The organism is Comamonas piscis (assembly GCF_014109725.1).
Classification (GTDB): Bacteria; Pseudomonadota; Gammaproteobacteria; order Burkholderiales; family Burkholderiaceae_C; genus Comamonas; species Comamonas piscis.
Genome location: NZ_CP058554.1, coordinates 3,053,386 through 3,069,892 on the forward strand (window position 1 = coordinate 3,053,386; position 16,507 = coordinate 3,069,892).

General features: G+C 60.7%; 12 protein-coding genes and 1 tRNA gene. 2 read left to right on the forward strand and 11 right to left on the reverse strand.

What is annotated here, in order from left to right:
- Positions 1-57 precede the first annotated feature (57 nt).
- On the forward strand, positions 58-504 hold the full coding sequence (locus HS961_RS13780) for a ribonuclease HI family protein (protein ID WP_182322865.1): 447 nt from the start codon (positions 58-60) through the stop codon (positions 502-504).
- Positions 505-555: 51 nt separating this feature from the next.
- Here HS961_RS13780 and HS961_RS13785 read toward each other — a convergent pair whose 3' ends face one another.
- The gene (locus HS961_RS13785) at positions 556-1,656 is read right to left on the reverse strand and encodes a DNA-binding protein (RefSeq protein WP_182322867.1); all 1,101 of its coding nucleotides are present in this window, start codon (positions 1,654-1,656) and stop codon (positions 556-558) included.
- A 103-nt stretch (positions 1,657-1,759) separates the two neighbouring features.
- Between HS961_RS13785 and HS961_RS13790 the strand changes: the two genes are divergently transcribed.
- Entirely contained in the window at positions 1,760-2,881 is a 1,122-nt protein-coding gene (locus HS961_RS13790; protein ID WP_182322869.1) for a site-specific integrase, read from the forward strand.
- 25 nt (positions 2,882-2,906) lie between these two features.
- Here HS961_RS13790 and HS961_RS13795 read toward each other — a convergent pair whose 3' ends face one another.
- The 10 genes from HS961_RS13795 to HS961_RS13840 all read right to left on the reverse strand — a co-directional run bounded on the left by HS961_RS13795 (position 2,907) and on the right by HS961_RS13840 (position 16,409).
- Positions 2,907-3,728, reverse strand: coding sequence for a heparan-alpha-glucosaminide N-acetyltransferase (locus HS961_RS13795; RefSeq protein WP_182322871.1), 822 nt, complete (start codon positions 3,726-3,728; stop codon positions 2,907-2,909).
- A 149-nt stretch (positions 3,729-3,877) separates the two neighbouring features.
- Positions 3,878-3,954 (reverse strand) — tRNA-Pro (locus tag HS961_RS13800).
- A 71-nt stretch (positions 3,955-4,025) separates the two neighbouring features.
- A complete protein-coding gene (locus HS961_RS13805; protein WP_182322873.1) occupies positions 4,026-4,529 on the reverse strand; it encodes a TssQ family T6SS-associated lipoprotein in 504 nt (167 codons plus the stop codon).
- A gap of 36 nt (positions 4,530-4,565) precedes the next feature.
- A complete protein-coding gene (locus tag HS961_RS13810) occupies positions 4,566-6,500 on the reverse strand; it encodes a serine/threonine protein kinase (RefSeq protein WP_182322875.1) in 1,935 nt (644 codons plus the stop codon).
- 36 nt (positions 6,501-6,536) lie between these two features.
- Positions 6,537-7,310: a type VI secretion system-associated protein TagF gene (gene tagF / locus HS961_RS13815; RefSeq protein WP_182322877.1), complete on the reverse strand. Its 774-nt coding sequence runs from the start codon at positions 7,308-7,310 to the stop codon at positions 6,537-6,539.
- A 14-nt stretch (positions 7,311-7,324) separates the two neighbouring features.
- Positions 7,325-10,936 carry a type VI secretion system membrane subunit TssM gene (tssM, locus tag HS961_RS13820; RefSeq protein WP_182322879.1) on the reverse strand — a complete coding sequence of 1,204 codons (3,612 nt, stop codon included), beginning with the start codon at positions 10,934-10,936 and terminating at the stop codon, positions 7,325-7,327.
- Complete coding sequence (locus tag HS961_RS13825; protein WP_182322881.1) at positions 10,933-12,243, reverse strand: DotU family type VI secretion system protein; 1,311 nt, start codon at positions 12,241-12,243, stop codon at positions 10,933-10,935. Before HS961_RS13825 ends, tssM begins: the two co-directional genes overlap by 4 nt.
- A gap of 195 nt (positions 12,244-12,438) precedes the next feature.
- Positions 12,439-13,767: a type VI secretion system baseplate subunit TssK gene (gene tssK / locus HS961_RS13830; protein WP_182322884.1), complete on the reverse strand. Its 1,329-nt coding sequence runs from the start codon at positions 13,765-13,767 to the stop codon at positions 12,439-12,441.
- 22 nt (positions 13,768-13,789) lie between these two features.
- On the reverse strand, positions 13,790-14,359 hold the full coding sequence (tssJ, locus tag HS961_RS13835; RefSeq protein WP_182322886.1) for a type VI secretion system lipoprotein TssJ: 570 nt from the start codon (positions 14,357-14,359) through the stop codon (positions 13,790-13,792).
- Positions 14,360-14,387: 28 nt separating this feature from the next.
- Positions 14,388-16,409 carry an AAA family ATPase gene (locus HS961_RS13840; protein ID WP_238347603.1) on the reverse strand — a complete coding sequence of 674 codons (2,022 nt, stop codon included), beginning with the start codon at positions 16,407-16,409 and terminating at the stop codon, positions 14,388-14,390.
- Positions 16,410-16,507 lie beyond the last annotated feature (98 nt).

Here is a 16,507-nt window from a genome sequence, read left to right on the forward strand (position 1 = left end):
CTCGCGGCGTATTCCAATTCCGGCACTGAGGCATTGGCCAACCTTTATGCTGCCTGCATGTCATCAGCCACCTGGATCGCCTATATCGACGGCAGCGCCCTGCCCAACCCCGGGCGCATGCGCATTGGCGGCATTGCCTATGCGCCGGATGGGGCCAGCTACCCGTTCAGCCAAGCGTTGGCCCACACCGGCTGCAATAACGAGGCTGAGGCGGTTGCTGCGATCCACGCCCTTACCTGGCTACAAAGCATGGGCGCCCGCGAAGTGCTGCTGCATACCGACAGCAGCATTTTGGCGGCGCAGATGGCAGAGCCTGCCGCCAAACCTATTGCCCGCCTTGCCGCGCTTTACGACCAGGCCCGCGCGCTGCGTGCAGGCTTTGCCCAGCTGGAAGTGCGCTGGGTGCCCCGCCACAAAAACACGGTGGCAGATGCCCTGGCAAGGGGTGATGCTGAGCCAAGCACAGATACGGCAGACAGGGTCGCCGCAACCCACATCGCCTGAAACGCAATATCGCTTAGCTAGAAAGTCCTCCCCCGCTCGGTTGCAGCTGCTTTAGATCTTGCCCCTACGGCGGGAGCCCGGCAGCATACGCACAGGCCTAGCCGTTGGCGCCGAGCTGCGCATAGGCCGGCGCCCATTGGCTGCCACAGCATCAGCAGTCGGTGTGGCATTCCCTCCCCTACCTGCGTTTTGGGCGACAGCGCTTTGCGCCATTTCGAGCCTGAGCTGGGCCAATGCGTTTTCATGCTGGTGGCTTTGTAGTGCAAGCGCCTGGGTATGGGTGGCTTCTGCCGTTTGCAGGCGGTGCAGCAGCTGCTGCACCTCTGCCTGTGCATGCTGCAGTTGCCCCGCCTGCAGTTCGCTCTGCGCTTGCAGCCCCTGTCGTTCCTGCTGCCATTGCGCATCCAGCTTGGCATGTGTTTCTTGCTCGGCGCGCTGCGCTGCCATGGCTTGCTTGGTTTCCTGGCGCGCACGGTCCAGATCTTGCAGTACCCGGTGCTGTTGCTGCTGCGCGCTGTGCTGCAGCTCGCGCAGCTGCTCGGCATGGGCCAGGTCGGCTTCATCGCGGGCTTTTCGGTTGGCAAACAGCTCTTGCTCCAGGGACTGCAGCCGTTGCTGCTGGGTGGCTGCCAACTGGTCCTTTTGGCGGCCCGCTTGCTCCAGGTCGCTCAGCCGGGCGCCTTGCATCTTAATTTGTGCATGCGCCACAGCCAGGGCTTGCTCGGTGGTCGCGCGCTGCTGGGCCAAGTGGTTGCGCTCTTGTTCCAGCGCTTGCTGGGCGTCGTCCAGCGCCTGTTGTTGCGCTTGCAGATCTTGTCGCACAGGCTCCAGTTCTGCATCCGCAGCTTGTGCCGCTTGGGCCTGCACCTGCTCCCAAACTTGTTGCATGGCCTGCACCAGCGCGGCAGGCAAACCGCTGCCGATGGAGAGATCTACAGCGCCTGACTGGGTTTGCCCCCCTACCCCACCCAGGCGTGGCCCCAAGGTGGCGAACCAGCCTTCCAGCATAGGGCTGACCGTATTGGGCGAGCCCCGGCCAATTTTTTGGCGTACCCGCTCAATGGTGGGGCGTTTGCCCTCCAGCAGCAGGGCATCGGCCGCTTGCCAGACATCTTCTTTTTGCACGCTGCGCGTGGCACGCGAAATGTCCATTTTCTGAGTCCTTTTCCAATTACTATCGATAAGAGATTGTTATCGCAAGTAATATGCTTGTTGTATGTAATATATCATACATAGCATGTAATATTTAATCAATATGAAGTCATACATTCCACTCCCTGCACCTCTGGATACGGATTTGCTGCCTGCTGCGCCTCCCGGAGCCGCCCCACTGCAGCCAGAGCTGTTGTCCGCGTCGGCCGAGGATGCTTTGCGCGCACTGCGGCTGGAGGCCGCTTCTGAAAACACCACCAGCAGCTACCAAAGTGCGCTGCGCTATTGGGCCGCCTGGTACTGGTTGCGCTATGGCCAGCCCATCGCCCTGCCCTTGCCGGCCAATGTGGTGCTGCAGTTTGTGACGGACCATGGCGAGCACCTGACCGCGCAGGGTGCGCAGTCCGGCTTGCCCGCCGAGATGGATGCGCAACTGGTGCAGCAAGGCTTTAAGGGAAAACTGGGGACTTTGGCACATTCGACCCTGGTGCACCGGATTGCGGTGCTCTCCAAAGCACACAGCCACCAGGCCTTGCCCAACCCCTGCCACAGCACGGAGGTGCGCGAGGCGATGTCGCACCTGCGCAAGGCCTATGCGCGCCGGGGCAAGCTGGAGCAAAAAAAGGCCGCCCTCACCCGCCCCTTGTTGGAGCAGCTGCTGGCGACCTGCGATGACAGCCTCAAAGGCCAGCGCGACCGCGCCCTGCTGTTGTTTGCCTGGGCCAGCGGGGGGCGACGGAGATCAGAGGTGGCAGACGCCCGCATGGAATGGCTGCAAACCATGGGCCCGGGCCAGTATCTCTATGACTTGCGCCTGTCCAAGACCAACCAGTCTGGGTCAGCGCGGCCGGAGAACTTCAAGCCCGTTGTCGGCGTGGCCGGTGCTGCGTTGGCCCAATGGCTTGATGCGGCGGGTATCAGCGAAGGCGCGCTGTTCAGGCGCATTTTCAAAAATGGGAAAGTCGGCGATGCCGCCTTGAGCGCCCTGTCGGTCAACAACATCGTCAAGGAGCGCTGTGCGCTGGCGGGGGTCGAGGGGGATTTTTCTGCGCATTCGCTGCGCTCGGGCTTTGTGACCGAGGCCGGCCGGCAGAACATGGCCTTGGCCGACACAATGGCGATGACCGGCCACCAGAGTGCGGCAACGGTGCTGGGTTACTTCCGCGCCGAGGCACCACTGGCCAACAAGGCTGCGCGCCTGCTGGATGATCCGCAGACTGACTAAGCCAGCTGCGCAGAGCTTGTTTGGATCAATCCAGCGCCGTGGGCAGCAGCAACACCAACAGCATCAGCCCGCCCATCAGCACCAGCTGGTGCAGCATGTAATAAGGCAGACTGTGGCGTCCCAACCAAGCGAGGCCGCGACTGAGTGGATTTTGCGCAGGCCGGGCCAGATACGCTGGCAGCCACGCATCGGCCTTTGCGATTTGCTGGCGGCCGACCTGGAAGCCCAGCAGCATGGTGCCCAACCAAGGCAGAAGAGGCACAAAATCCTCAGTAGCAGGCTTGCGCGTTACCAAGCCCAAGGGGCTGAGGGGCTTGGTATTCAGCAGTTCGACCAGGGAGGCGGGCAAGCCGCTGGCCGCAAAGCGGTAGAGACCTGGCGCGAGCAGACAGAGCATCGCCACTGACAACAGCACGCGATCGCTGCAGCGCTGCATCAGCCGCAATAGCAGTAGCATCACCGCCATCCCATGCAGCACACCAAAGTAGATATAGCTGCTGGGAAACACCAAGTAAGAGCCGGCGCTGACCAGCAGTGAGCAGCCCGCTACCAGCAGCCAGCGGCGGTAAAACCGTGAGGCGTTAGTCTGCTTGCTGTGTGCGGCGGCTTGCGCCAGGCCAGCACATAGCAAAAACAGGCTGACGATGGCGCTGCGCTGCCAGGTCCAAAAGGGATCCCGGTAAAAATCCTGCCGCCACAGCTGCAGGTAGTTGAGGTCAAAACAGAAATGAAAAGCCGTCATCCAGACCATGGCCAGGCCCCGCAGCACATCCAGGCGATCCCAGCGATCACGCGGCGCGCGGGGCTCTGAATCAGCGAAAGTGACGGGGTGGAACTGGGTGGGCATAGATCAAACACTTGGGCTGCGCTATCGTGCCACAGCTGCATCGTTGCCGCAGCCTGGCGTTGTTGGCAAGCAGCAATCCAGCGACCTCTTTTTTGGACGCTGGATATGAAAAAGCCTGTCGCACTTGCATGCGACAGGCTTTTAAATAATGGTCGGAGCGGTGGGATTCGAACTCACGACCCTCTGCTCCCAAAGCAGATGCGCTACCAGGCTGCGCTACGCTCCGACTAAGCCGCTATTCTAACCTGTTTTTCTGCAGTCTTGCAAAAAGAAAATTCTATGTATTAGGTCTTTTGGCTACTCGCCAGCAATGCCGAGCTTGGCCTGGGCTAGCCGAAACACTGGATCCCAAAGCGGATGACCTTGTTCGGCACTGGACAGCTCGAACGCCGCGTCGAGCTTGAGGATGTCCTCAAAACTCTTTTGGCACTGCGGGGCCTTACCGGTAACGCAGTAGCTGAAGGCCATGTATTTCATCGAACGTACCCGCAGCTCCGGCCAGGCACGCGTGAAGACGGGCTCTCTGAAAACCTTGATTGCATTTTCATAGCGCCCATCGTTGTACAGGGCCAGGCCTTCGCTAAAGCGCCGTTCTACGGCGGTGAGGCTGGTGTTGGAGGCATCGACCTGGTCAGAAACCTGTGCGGCGCGAGATGCGGGTGGTGGGGGCGTCACCTCCACGGCTTGCTGCGTGGGGATGGCCTCTGTTTCGGTGTCACGGCCCTGGTCGCTGCTGGCGCAGCCCATCAGTGCGATGGCCATGGCTGCCATCAAGGACTTTTTCAAAGATTTCTCATGCATCGTCATCGGTACTGCTTTCTCAAAGGGATTTCAGGCTCAAAATTTGTGCGATAGCACGGCGTCTTGCTGGTGGGTGATGTGTATGGATGCCGAATGCTTTTGAAGATCGCCGTTCTCGATGACGATCTGGTGCCGCCCTTCTGGCAGCCAGATACGCGTCATCGGTGGCGAGATGCCTTTTTCCTGGCCGTCGATCAAGACTCGCCCCCAGGGCTGAATCGAAAACCGCAGGTAGGCACCTGGTTCTTTTTGATCGGCGCCACTGAGCTCTTCTGCAGCCGGCAATACCGGAGGGGAAATTACCCTGGCAGCCACTGGAGCCGTGGGCGTCGGCGCCAGTGGTCTGCTGTCCTGGCCGCTACCCAGATCCTCGGCTCGGGCAGGCGGGGATGGGGACTGCCATCCAGGGTCTGCAACGGCGATGGAGCTGTGAGCATCGGACGACGCAGCGATGGGGAATGGGGTTAAAAACGTGGCGGGCGTGCCGGGCGCGGTGAGTGGGCTACCGTCCAACGCCGCTGGTGCCGAGTCGCTGGGTGCGGCGTCAGACCAGATAGGTGGCTCATCGCGCGTCCCATCTACCTGCTCCGAGCTGGTCTGCCATGCATGGCTTGTGCTGTCATTGGGCTCCACGGAAGTGAGAGATTCCGAACTGGTGCTTGCAACTTGCACAGATGCAGATGGCGCACTACCGATCCACCAGAACAGCATGGCGCCCAGCGCTACTAGCAGGGCCACGACGCCGGCGATCAGAGGCATAGGCAAGCGTTGACGGGGGCTGTCCACCGGTGGGTGGCGTGCTTCGCTTCGCTCGCTCGCTGCCGCATTGGGCGGGGCATGCGCCGTTTGGGCTTGCGGCGGAACGGGGCTGGCCGTTGTCGGCATGGCTGGCAGAGAGTCAATGGACGCCTGCGTTGGTAGCGGCGATCGCTGGGCCGCTGGGGCTGTCAATGCCGTTGCCGGGCTAACGCCCGTCTTTGCGTCTGGGCCTGCGGTAGGCACCTGCGCACCAGCGCGTACTGCCGGTGCTGCGCGGGGGCCAGAGTCGGCAGCGCCGCTGTGCTCCAGCAAAGCGCGCCGCAATTCCTCGATGGACTGCGGCCTGTCATTGGGGAAGACGGCCAGCGCATGGTCAATAGTGTGGGCAAACGCTGCCGATATGGAAATGGACTCAGTCTGGCTCAGTTTTTTCAGCGGATCTTTGACCAGGCGGGCCACCGAGGCGACTGGGGCTTTGCCGGTGACCGCAAAGTACATGACGGCACCAACACCGTAAATATCGGTCCATGGCCCTTGGCGCATGGATTCATCGTCGGCGTACTGCTCTATCGGCGCGAATCCGGGCTTCAAGATGACGGTCAGTGCCTGGGTCATATCCCCGATCACCTGGCGGGCAGCACCAAAATCCAGCAGCATGGGCATGCCGGAATCCAGCACGATGATGTTGTCGGGTGATAAATCCCGGTGGTAGTAGTGCCTGGAATGCAAAAGCTGCAAAGCATCCAGCACCGGGTCCATGACCTGAACCTTGAGCCAGTGTTCATCGCTATGGCGCTGGGGCTCGTCGAGAAGCAGCTTTCGCAGCGTTTTGCCGGCGCAATACTGCATGACCATATACGCGGTGCCGTTCTGCTCCCAAAAACGGTGGATGCGAATCAGCGCTGGGTGCTCGAACTGCGCCAGAATGCGCGCCTCGTTCAAAAAGCTGTGCCGCCCTGTATTGAAGGTGGCCTCGTACTTTTCAAAGCGGGGGCGGATAAGGCCCTCCCCATCTCTGAAGGCGATGGTGCCGGGCAGGTATTCTTTAATGGCAACGGTGCGCTGCAAAGAATGGTCATAGGCCAAATAGACGATGGAGAAACCGCCTTCGCCAATGACGCTGAGCAACTCAAATTCGTGCAGGCGCGTGCCGATCGCCAGCCCCATGGCAGTGCCCGTGGAGGGGGCGTTGTTCTGATTGTCTTGTTCCATATCGCGTCTATCCAATGTGGGAGGGTTGGCGCTGCGTCAATGCGCGCGGCGGCCAAAAAGCCAGGTCATCAAGGTGCCGTCCAGCCCGGATTCATAACAAAAGGCCTTGAGCCTTGCGCCCCCTGCAGGGTGGGTCCACCAGTAAGAAGCGCAGGTTTGCGCCTCCAGTGCCTTGCCCATATCTGGCCAGGGGAAGGAGGCGCCACGCACCACCGGCCGCGTGGCTTGCTCATCGGGCACGGGCTTGGGTGCCATGCCCAGCGCTTCTAAAATGCCTGCGCTTTGAGGGGCCGACGGCAGCGCATACACAACGGAAGAGCTACCGCTACTGGGATGCTTAAAGTCGGCGCTCCACGCGTTAAAAACCGCTTCCCACAGCCCATCCATCATGCTTTTTGAGGCGCCGCGTTGGAGTGCCAAGTGCAGCTGCTGACCGGCGCGGTGCACCAGAACGGGCAGCTCCATCAGCACGGCGGTGGATGCCATCACCGAGGCTGCGGGAAACACATAGGCCACCACAAACGGATACCGCCTTCCTACGCGGTCCACGCTGGGAGCCAGGCAGCCGACCACCAGGTTGTCCGTGCCGGAGACCTTGCTGAGCCAAAGCATGTTCCAGATGGGGCCTTGGGTCAGATGCCCATCCCAGGCATTGCCGTATTGCGAACGGCCTTGCAGCATCCCCGTTTGGAGCCATTCCTCCAGCAGGTTGCGGTGGGGCCCCCGCTGGTGGCTCCAGAGGAAGTCGCCGTGGCTGGGGAGTTTTCCTCCCCACACTACGTCGATGGGCACGGTGTCCATAAAGTGCATGTCGGCGCTCCTGGTCAAAACTGGTTAGGGCAGCCAAAGCTCTGCATTTGCGTCAGCCTGAAAGGGTTGTAGACACCGCTGGTCCGTACCTCCAGCACTACTTTTTTGCCATCCACCATGGCGGAGGCGGTGAACGACTCCGGCCGGGCGGTGGCAGACACGGTCAAACGGTCGAAGAAGCGGTGCAGCGCCCAGCTTCCGTGGGCATTGATGGCGCTTTGCCCGCCGAACTTATCGGAGACCTGCAGCGACACCTGCTGCCTGCCGCCAGGCCCGGGCCACACCATGGTCTGGCTGATTTGCGGGCCGTGGGCGTAGCGAATGACGGTGCCGTCCACATCAAGGGCCATGCTGGAAATGTTGGGATCCATCTCCAGCACCCGCATCTCCATGCGCAAACGTGGCAGCGAATCACCCTGGCTAAAAAATACCTGGCGGATGATGCTGGCCCGCTGAAACGCACTGAGGGAGCCATGGCCTCCTGTTTGGCTGCCGTCGATATTTCTTTTGAAGGTCCAGGTGGTGGTGTCAACAATGGACGCGAGGTTGCGGTTGAAAAAATCGTCCATCAACCCGGCCGGGCCAAACAGCCGCGCAAAATCCTGGGGCGTCACATCATCTGCCGCTCTGGGGTTGAGCGGATAGCGGCCACTGACCGCCTTGCGACAAAAATCGCCGACGGTGGCATTCAGGTTGGCGCCAATTTGGCTGCGCACCAAGCTGGTGGTTTGTTGGCTGCTGGTGGTGGCGATGCTGCCAATCATGGCGCCCAAAGGTGCCGGCAGGCGCGAGGCCTCGGTTTTCAGGCGCACGGCAGCATCGTGCGGCGGCGGGGCATTGCCAGAGCGCACGGCTGCATCGGTCGCCACCAAGGTGCCGTAATACTCGTCCAGGGTTTTGAGCAAGGCATCCAAGGGCATGGCGCCCTGGGTTTGTGCGCCCGGAGCGCCTACCAAGCGCCGCAGTGGCTCAAAGTAGTGGTCCACAATCTGCTCGTCTTTGTCTTCCTTGCGCGTATGGGCTATCGCCACCGGGCCAATCACCCGTTCGATGTCATCACGGGTGTTCTTGATGCCCCTGCTCACCCGGTCCACCACGGTTTGCGAGCCTCTCTCCGCTTCGCGCAGCAAGGTGGTCTCTCGCACCACGCCCCGCAAGAACAACGGCAATGGCGAATCAGGTGCCGACAAAACACTCAGCCGCTGGATCGAGCTTTGCAGGGAGTTGCTTGGGATCAGCTGCACATCCTGGATGTATTGCGCCCAGGTCTGCTGGTACTCGCGCAAGTACAGCAAGCGCACCTCCCGGACGAGCTTGCCCTGGGCGGCTGCGGCCAACTGGGTCTTGATGTTTTGCGCAGGCAGGCCCAGCACCCAACCCTCGTCATCCGAGACCTCCGTCACCACGCTGCCGACGGATTTGTCCAGCAGGTCCCAATAGCCTTGGTAGGTGAAAAGCCCGGGCACGCCCCGGTTGAGGGGCTGGCCGCTTTTGCGGATAAACACATTGGCCGCCTGTGGGCCGGAGACATCGAGCAAGCTGAACTCTCGCAAGTCATTTTGCTGCAGGCGGCTGCGCAGGCGGTAGTAGGCGCGCTGGGCGGTAGACAAGGTTGAGAGCTTGGCGCGCACCTGGCCCACCAAGGGCTCGTTGACCGGAAATGGTGACACCGCTAGTTTGCCGGCGCTGAACAATGCGGCAACGTGCCGGTCTATACGCGCCGCTACGCGCGGGTCGGCATCAGGCAGCACAAAGCGCTTGAAATCCGCAGTCACCCACTGGCGCAGAAAATCTGCGGAGTAGCGACCGTTTTGCTGCAGCATCAGATAGGCTTTGAGCGCTTCGTACAGGTACTCCAAATTGTCGACAGGTGGTTGCTGCAATTGTGCCTCCAGCCGCTTGGCCACAAAGGGCAGCAGTCCGTTGTCCAGCATGCGCTCGTAGGTCAGGTCGGAGGCCGCCTGTACCTTGGCGCCTTGGAACAGACCATAGCGGTAGTCCAGCGGCGGTGCAGTGATAGGGAACTCTGGGAGGTCACCGACTTGATCGACCTGGCTCAGTACGGTCATCAGGCTCGCCAGGTCGCCGGCATCGCTGTTGTAGCGATCGACCGATTCCGAGACCGTGTCTGCATTGGCGCTGACCTGGTCCAGGTAGCTGTTGTTGTTGCTCCAGCTGATGATCCATGCTGCGATGCTGCCCAACAGCAGCAGCACCGACAGCGAGTAGCCCAGGAAGGTCAGAAAGCGGCTTCGCCGTTCCCACACTCGGTTGCGCCCCGCCAGGTGCGACTCGTTGAATATGACTTTGACCAGCAACGCATGCAAGAAGTAGCTCTTGCCGCCGTCTTGTGCAGGACGGGATCGAACGACCTTCCCCGCGCCTTCAAGCGCTTTGCGCAGGCCGCCCAGCACCCGGTCGAAGACGGTTCCTTCTTGCGTTCCGCTGCAGAAGTACACGCCGCGCAACAAGGGCTGGTGGCTGATGCGGGATGGTGCAAAGACAAACTCCACCGCTTTTGCGACGCGGGCGTGCAGGCCCGAGAATTGCTGGGGAAAGGCATAGAGGTAGTTGCGCCGCCGTTGATCGAGCTCTTGCGCGAGGTGGGCGTTTTGTACGCTGTAGAGGGACTTTTCCAGCGCGGCCCATTCTTCTTCAAACATCGCACCGCTGGGCCGGTTGTCCGCTGCAACGTCGGAATAGGGAAAAGTAAATCCCCATACCTGGCTGCGCTGCTCCTTACTGAAGCCGCCAAAAAATTCATGAAAGCCTGCCAGCAAATCTACTTTGGTGACCCACAGGTAGACCGGCAGCTCAATGGCCAGCACCTTTTGAAGCTCGCCCAGCCGCTCGCGCAGGGTGGACAGATGCCTCACCAGGTCTTCGTCGGAATAGGTCAGCAAATCCGAGGCGCTCAAGGTCAGCATCACACCGTTGATGGGTTGCCGTGGCCGGTACTTTTTCAGCAGACCCAAGAATCCTTCCCATGCTTGCTTGTCGCCCTTTTCATCGCTGTCCTGGGTGGTGTAGCGGCCAGCGGTGTCGATGATGACGGCCTGGTCGGAGAACCACCAGTCGCAGTTGCGGGTACCGCCGACCCCTGGCAAGGCGGCCTTGCCATACTGTTTGGCCAGTGGGAAGTCCAGCCCCGAGTTCACCAGCGCCGTGGTTTTGCCTGATCCTGGCGCGCCCACGATCACATACCAAGGCAGCTCGTACATGAACTTGCTGCCCAGGCTACCGCTTGCGTCGCCCTTTATCTGCATAGATTTCAGGGTTTTGGCGGCCTCGGAGAAGCGGCCTTGCAGCTCGCGCACTTCCGCGTTGACCTCTTCGGGCCCGCGCTGCCTGTCCGCAGCGTCAAAGGCCTGGCTCATGCGCTCAAATAAAAAGCTGCTGATGCGCTTGCGGCGCCAGAAAGACACAAACTGCCACAAGAGGTACAGCGCCACCAGCGTGCCGATACACCACCAGCGCACCCGCTCTGGGGCAAGTGGCCGGTATTCTGCAAACGCAAACAAGGGCCCCGCGAACCAGATGAACAAAGACAGGGCCAGCAGCCCCACCAATACCCAGAACGTGCGGCTGGCAAAGAATTTAAAGAAACGTCGAATCCAGTACATCATGGCGCTCCCCCGGTGGGCACCGCAGAGGGTGTGGCAAACAGAACCACTTCCACCCGTCGGTTGCGAGCCCGGCCTTCTGCTGTCGTGTTAATGGCTACAGGCTGGGCCTCTCCCAAGCCTTGTGCGCGGATGCGCTGCGGATGCACGCCGCGGTTTCGCAGAAGACGAGCGACCTGCTCTGCCCGATCTTTGGAGAGCTCGAAGTTGGAGGGGTAGCGCGCTGTACGGATGGGCTGGTTGTCGGTGTAGCCACTGACCATCACAGAGCCGGGCTCGGCGGCCAGCGCATCTGCCACCCGCTGCAGTACCGGCAAATACGCCGGAAGCACCGTGCTGGACCCCGAGGCGAACAGCCCATCGCCGCGCAGCACGATGGTGCTGCGATCAGCTTCGTCATGCACGCTGACAAGGCCTTCCAAGATTTCTGGCTCCAAGAATCGCTTGAAGCGCAAAGGCGCAGGTTTGGCCGCGGCAGCCACAGGCCGGTTCAACTGCAGACCAGCGATTTTGTTGAACAGCGCATCCGAGCGCCCCGCCAACGAGAAAGAGAACCACAGATAGCAAGCAAACGCGATCAGCGCTGCCAAGCAGGTGACCACCCAGACTGGTAGCAAGGTCCAGACACGCCTTCTGCGACCGTTCACGCCCTCCCAGTGCGGGGACAGATGCGCATCGTTGCCAGCGCCCAAATCGCGCAGAATCGTCCACAGGCGTTGGCGCAGGGTTTCGAGTTGGGCCCTGCCGTTGTCCACCACCCTAAAGCGCCCCTCCAGGCCCAAGCAAATGCAGTAATACATCAGCTCCAATAGATCGCGATGCTGCTGCGGGTTTTGGGCCAGTTTGGAGAGCAGCTGGAAAAACTTTTCGCCACCCCAGGTTTCGTTGTGAAAAGTCACGAGCAGGCTATGGGGCGACCAGATGCCTGACCCACCCCAAGGCATTTGGCCAGCGGATTCGTCCAGCAGCGTACACAGGCAGTAGCGCGCGCCGACAATGCTCTCCAAAGGAACGCCCAGCTCGCGTGCCTTGCGCTCAAATTCTTGTATCTTGCCGATCAGGAATTCGCGCAATTTGGCCGTATTGGGTACTGCGATCGTGTTGCGGATCTGCGGCGCCATGTTCAGCACCGGATTGGCAGCCATCACCAAGGGGTTGGAGCCGCTGACCACATCGGGCAAATCCAGCACCTTGGGCTCGTTCGGGTCCTCTTGCTTGGCGGCAGCAGTTTGGGCGTCAGCCTTCGCCTTTGCCGCTGCTTCCTCTTCGGAAAACATGCCTGAGAGAGACTGGTCAGTAGGAGTGGACACGGTGTTCTTTTTCAGTGCTTGTGTGCCCGGCCACTACAGCGAGCAGCAGGCAGACAGAGGGTGATCAGGACGTGGGCTATGGGCCGCACGCTTGCGAATCGGCTCCCTGGGTGATGCAAGGCCATAGCCCTCATCGATTGGCCAGGCGCGGACCACGCAAGACAGGCACGTTCGAGCTGCGGCATCTATCGACGCTCAGGGCTTGATCGCCCAAAACTCCATGCGCAGGCCAGGAAAATCTCCCGCCACGTGCATAGCCACGCCGCCGGATCGCTCCAGCTGGCCCCACAGCTCATGCGTGGTGTCGAGCTGGAAGTAGTTGTAGTTCGCGTGGTAGGGAAGCTCGCGTGGTGCGATGGGCATGGGTTGCAGACGTACGCCCGGCAGATGCAGATTGACCAGATCGCGGATCTTTTCGACCGGGCCGATCTTGACCTGCGTTGGAAAGCGCGTGCGCACCACATCGGTGGGCAAATCGGCAAATACCGCCAACACAAAGCTGGCCTGCTTGACCAGGCTTGGGTCCGGGATCATGCCCACGCGCACGCCATACTGGCGCTCATGCAGCTCGATCGGGATGGCGTTTTGCTCCAGCACCATCGACAACGAGCGCCGGATGTCATTCACCACCACCTCAAATGGCTGGCTGGGCGCATCATGGTCATACACCGGGTAGTCGATGGGGCGGCGCTGCTCGCGCGTGAACGTTGAAAGCTCGCCCGCAAGCTCTAACAGATGGCCGTAGATGCGCTCTGGATGCAGGATCTGATGGTCCCGCAAATGCGTGATCTTGGGCTGCCAGCGATTGATGATGTTGAGCATCATGAAGTCACCCACCTCGGCAATCCCGCCCCGCCCGGGCTGCTGTACACGCAAGGCCAGGGCCTCGCCCCGTTGCAGCAGCAAGCCGGCGATGTCATCCACCATGGCGTGCAGCAGCTGGCTTTGCCCATAGGCGATCGACGGAGGGATAAACCGCGCATCCAGCACCACCGTGCCGTCATTGCGCCGCTCCACCACCCGCACCACCCCCAAACGCAACCAGCTATCGCTCAGGTCTGAGGCGGCAATCAGTTGCGCGCGCATGTGCGCCACCTGCGCTAGCGCGGGCTCCCCTGCCCCTTCATTGGTATCCAGCAGCTCGGCATCCTCTGCCGAGTACCGGGCCAGCGCCTGGGCATTGGTAAAGCCCAGTTCGGTGGCAGAAGCCCGACGCATCGGCAGCGCCAGGTAAATGCATTCGTCCTTGCAGGCCTTGTCGACCTCAATGGGCTCAATGCCCAGATCCTGCCCCGGAAAGCTGAACGGCGTGCCATCCGGAAAAACGCCCACCGCGCTGAGCACCGCAATCTTGCCCAGTGCAAGCGCTTCGACATCGAGGACCAGTTGTCGGAAGCCCCAAAAATACGGCTCTGCTGCCAAAGCCCTGGCGTGCGAGAAAAACTCTAGATAGCGCTCTTGTTGCTGAAAGTGCTGTGGGCGCAGAAACATGCCCTCAGACCATACGACTTTGCGATTGAACATCGTGCAGATACCTCCCTGCGCTTTAGAAAGGCAGCCGGATGCCGCCCGGCGCGCTGGGCAGGCTAGGCGCGCTGCCAGTAGGCACCGGCACTTGAACCACGTTGGAGCTGACCGCCAGCTTGTTGGGACCTACGTCCACCTTGATGTAAGAGGATTCAAAGGTGGGGTTGAAGACGGAAAAGCGCCCTACTTCCTTGGGCGCTGGCAGGGGTGCAACGCCGCGCCAAACCGCCATGTCCAAATCCCTGTACGCGACAAACACGCCCAGCGCCCGCTCCTCGTTTGACGCCTTGCCGGTGAGCACTTTGGCCTCCCCGGGCTGCAGCATGAATGCCTCTTTGGACACCAGCTCAGACGCCAGAAGTTGGGCGTCCTTGTCGTAGAGCCCAAAAAAATCACTGTTGTTGAAAGCAGTGATGCCCTTGAGACGGTAGATGCGTATTTCCACAGGCGTAGGCTTGCCGTTGCGGTCTAGGTTGAGCTGGTTGTCTGCTGTGATCACCACCGTGTACGGCGCTGACACCGTCGGCGCTGGCGCCGCGCAACCGGCGATCAGGAACATCGTGGCAGGCAGTAAAAAGGAATTTTTCATTTGTTTAACATCTTCTATGGATTAAATTTTATCGATAGATGATGATTATTCTGCCAGAGCTATGCCTTCCTGTGGTGGCGACTGTCTCAATACAGCCTAATTTTGCAAAATTGGTCAGATTTCCTAGGGATCGGGATGGTGTTGCTGTCCACTCCGACACCACGGTAGCAACCGCCTGCGCATCGACGGATGGCAACACCAAAGGTGTCTCGCCTTGTACTTCCACCAGCGCTATCTGCGCTTGCGCAAGTGCGGCCATGGCCGCTGCGCGTTCTTCCTCAGAAAGCGGCTCGGCAGACGTTGCGCCTTGCAAGGCACTGGGAAGCGGGCCCTCCGCTGAGATGGGGTCGTTGCCGGCTTCTTGCTGCGACGGCAGTGGTGACAGGGCGCCTTGGGTGACTTGCGGGTTGAGCTGTTGGCGTAGCGCAAATATCCTGGCGACCAGGGCATGCTCTTTTTCCCAGCGCTCGTGGTGGAGCGCCAATGCGGCATCAAGCGCCTCCAAACGGCTACCAATACTTTGGATACGCTCGCCGTGGCCGATACCAATGGAGGACTCCCGCTCCAGCATCGCGCGCTCGGTACGCAGCAGAGTCGCCTCCCGCTCCAAGGCCTCCAGCTGGACGGGGGTTGCATGTTGTGTCAGCGAAACGCGGGCACAGGCGGTGTCCAGCAGGCTGACTGCTTTGTCGGGCAACTGGCGCGCGGGGATGTAGCGGTGTGACAGCTGCACTGCCGCTTCGATGGCTTTGTCCAGGACCAACACCCGGTGGTGCGCCTCCATTTGGCCAGTGATGCCCCGCAGCATCGCCACCGCCTTGTCTTCGCTAGGCTCGTCAATCTGGACGACCTGGAAGCGGCGGGTCAGTGCAGGGTCTTTTTCGATGTATTTTTTGTACTCCGTCCAAGTCGTCGCTCCGATGGTGCGCAGATTGCCGCGCGCAAGCGCAGGCTTGAGCAAATTGGCGGCGTCGCCCGTGCCCTGGGCGCCTCCAGCGCCAACGAGGGTATGCACTTCATCGATGAACAAGATGATCTTGTTGGCGCTGTTTTGCACTTCATCCACGACTTGGCGCAGGCGCTGTTCAAACTCACCCTTCATGCTGGCACCCGCTTGCAGCAGCCCAACATCGAGCGTGTAGACTGAGACGTCTCGCAGCGCGGGCGGCACATCCCCGCTGGCGATTCGGGCCGCGAAGCCTTCGACCACGGCGGTTTTGCCAACGCCGGCCTCTCCAGTCAGCAGCGGATTGTTCTGGCGCCGGCGCAGCAAGACATCGATGATCTGGCGAATCTCGTCGTCTCGACCGGTGACAGGATCGAGCTGACCCTCTCGCGCTTTGGCGGTCAGGTCTTGCGCAAACTTTTGCAACGCGCTGCCCTTGGCTTTGTCAGAGGCCAGCGCCTGGCTTGCCTCACCGGGCTGCGCCGCGCTGCTGCTGGAGCCGTCATGGGCCCGTTGCCCGTCTTCGGGAGACCCCCGTACCACCTGCACCAGACTTTCCACGACCAGATCAGGCTGGAGCTTGCGAAACTCCGGTGACATGCGATGAAGCACGGAGCGCAAGTTATCGGTTTTGAGGATTCCCACCAGCAGGTAGCCACTGCGGATCACATCATCACCAAACAGCAAGCTGGTGTAGATCCAAGAGCGCTCGATGGCCAGGTCGATGTGCTCGGAGAAATCAACAATGGCAGTGGCGCCACGGGCAAGCCGGTCCAGCTCGGCTGTCATGCCTTTTTCCAGCTCCGCCGCGTCGAGCTTGAAATGCTTGGCGACGCGGCGAAAGTCCGAATCCTGGTCCTGCTGTATCTGGTGCAGCCAGTGCACCAGCTCCACATAAGGATTTCCGCGAAGTTTGCAAGCGACCGTTGCAGCTTCTGCTGCACGAAAGACTTGGGGGTTCAACTTGCCAAACAGATGGCTGCGACTGATCTCCGACATGGGGTCTCCAAGATATGTGACGGCAAAAAGGGACGCTGCATGGCGACGTAGCCAACCTCTGCCAAGGCTTGGCTCAGCATGTGTTGCCAGTACAGCATTTTTCAATAAATAACAGCTATTGAGTTTAATGCTTTAATGGCCATTAAGCTATCATGGGCCCGGCGGAATGAATTACTGCAATGGGCGGGTAAACGGTCCATACA

Coding starts and splice junctions, on each gene's coding strand:
- HS961_RS13780 (WP_182322865.1), top strand. CDS start 58: ATGTCATCAGCCACCTGGATCGCCTATATCGACGGCAGCGCCCTGCCC.
- HS961_RS13785 (WP_182322867.1), bottom strand. CDS start 1,656: ATGGACATTTCGCGTGCCACGCGCAGCGTGCAAAAAGAAGATGTCTGG.
- HS961_RS13790 (WP_182322869.1), top strand. CDS start 1,760: ATGAAGTCATACATTCCACTCCCTGCACCTCTGGATACGGATTTGCTG.
- HS961_RS13795 (WP_182322871.1), bottom strand. CDS start 3,728: ATGCCCACCCAGTTCCACCCCGTCACTTTCGCTGATTCAGAGCCCCGC.
- HS961_RS13805 (WP_182322873.1), bottom strand. CDS start 4,529: ATGCATGAGAAATCTTTGAAAAAGTCCTTGATGGCAGCCATGGCCATC.
- HS961_RS13810 (WP_182322875.1), bottom strand. CDS start 6,500: ATGGAACAAGACAATCAGAACAACGCCCCCTCCACGGGCACTGCCATG.
- tagF (WP_182322877.1), bottom strand. CDS start 7,310: ATGCACTTTATGGACACCGTGCCCATCGACGTAGTGTGGGGAGGAAAA.
- tssM (WP_182322879.1), bottom strand. CDS start 10,936: ATGATGTACTGGATTCGACGTTTCTTTAAATTCTTTGCCAGCCGCACG.
- tssK (WP_182322884.1), bottom strand. CDS start 13,767: ATGTTCAATCGCAAAGTCGTATGGTCTGAGGGCATGTTTCTGCGCCCA.
- tssJ (WP_182322886.1), bottom strand. CDS start 14,359: ATGAAAAATTCCTTTTTACTGCCTGCCACGATGTTCCTGATCGCCGGT.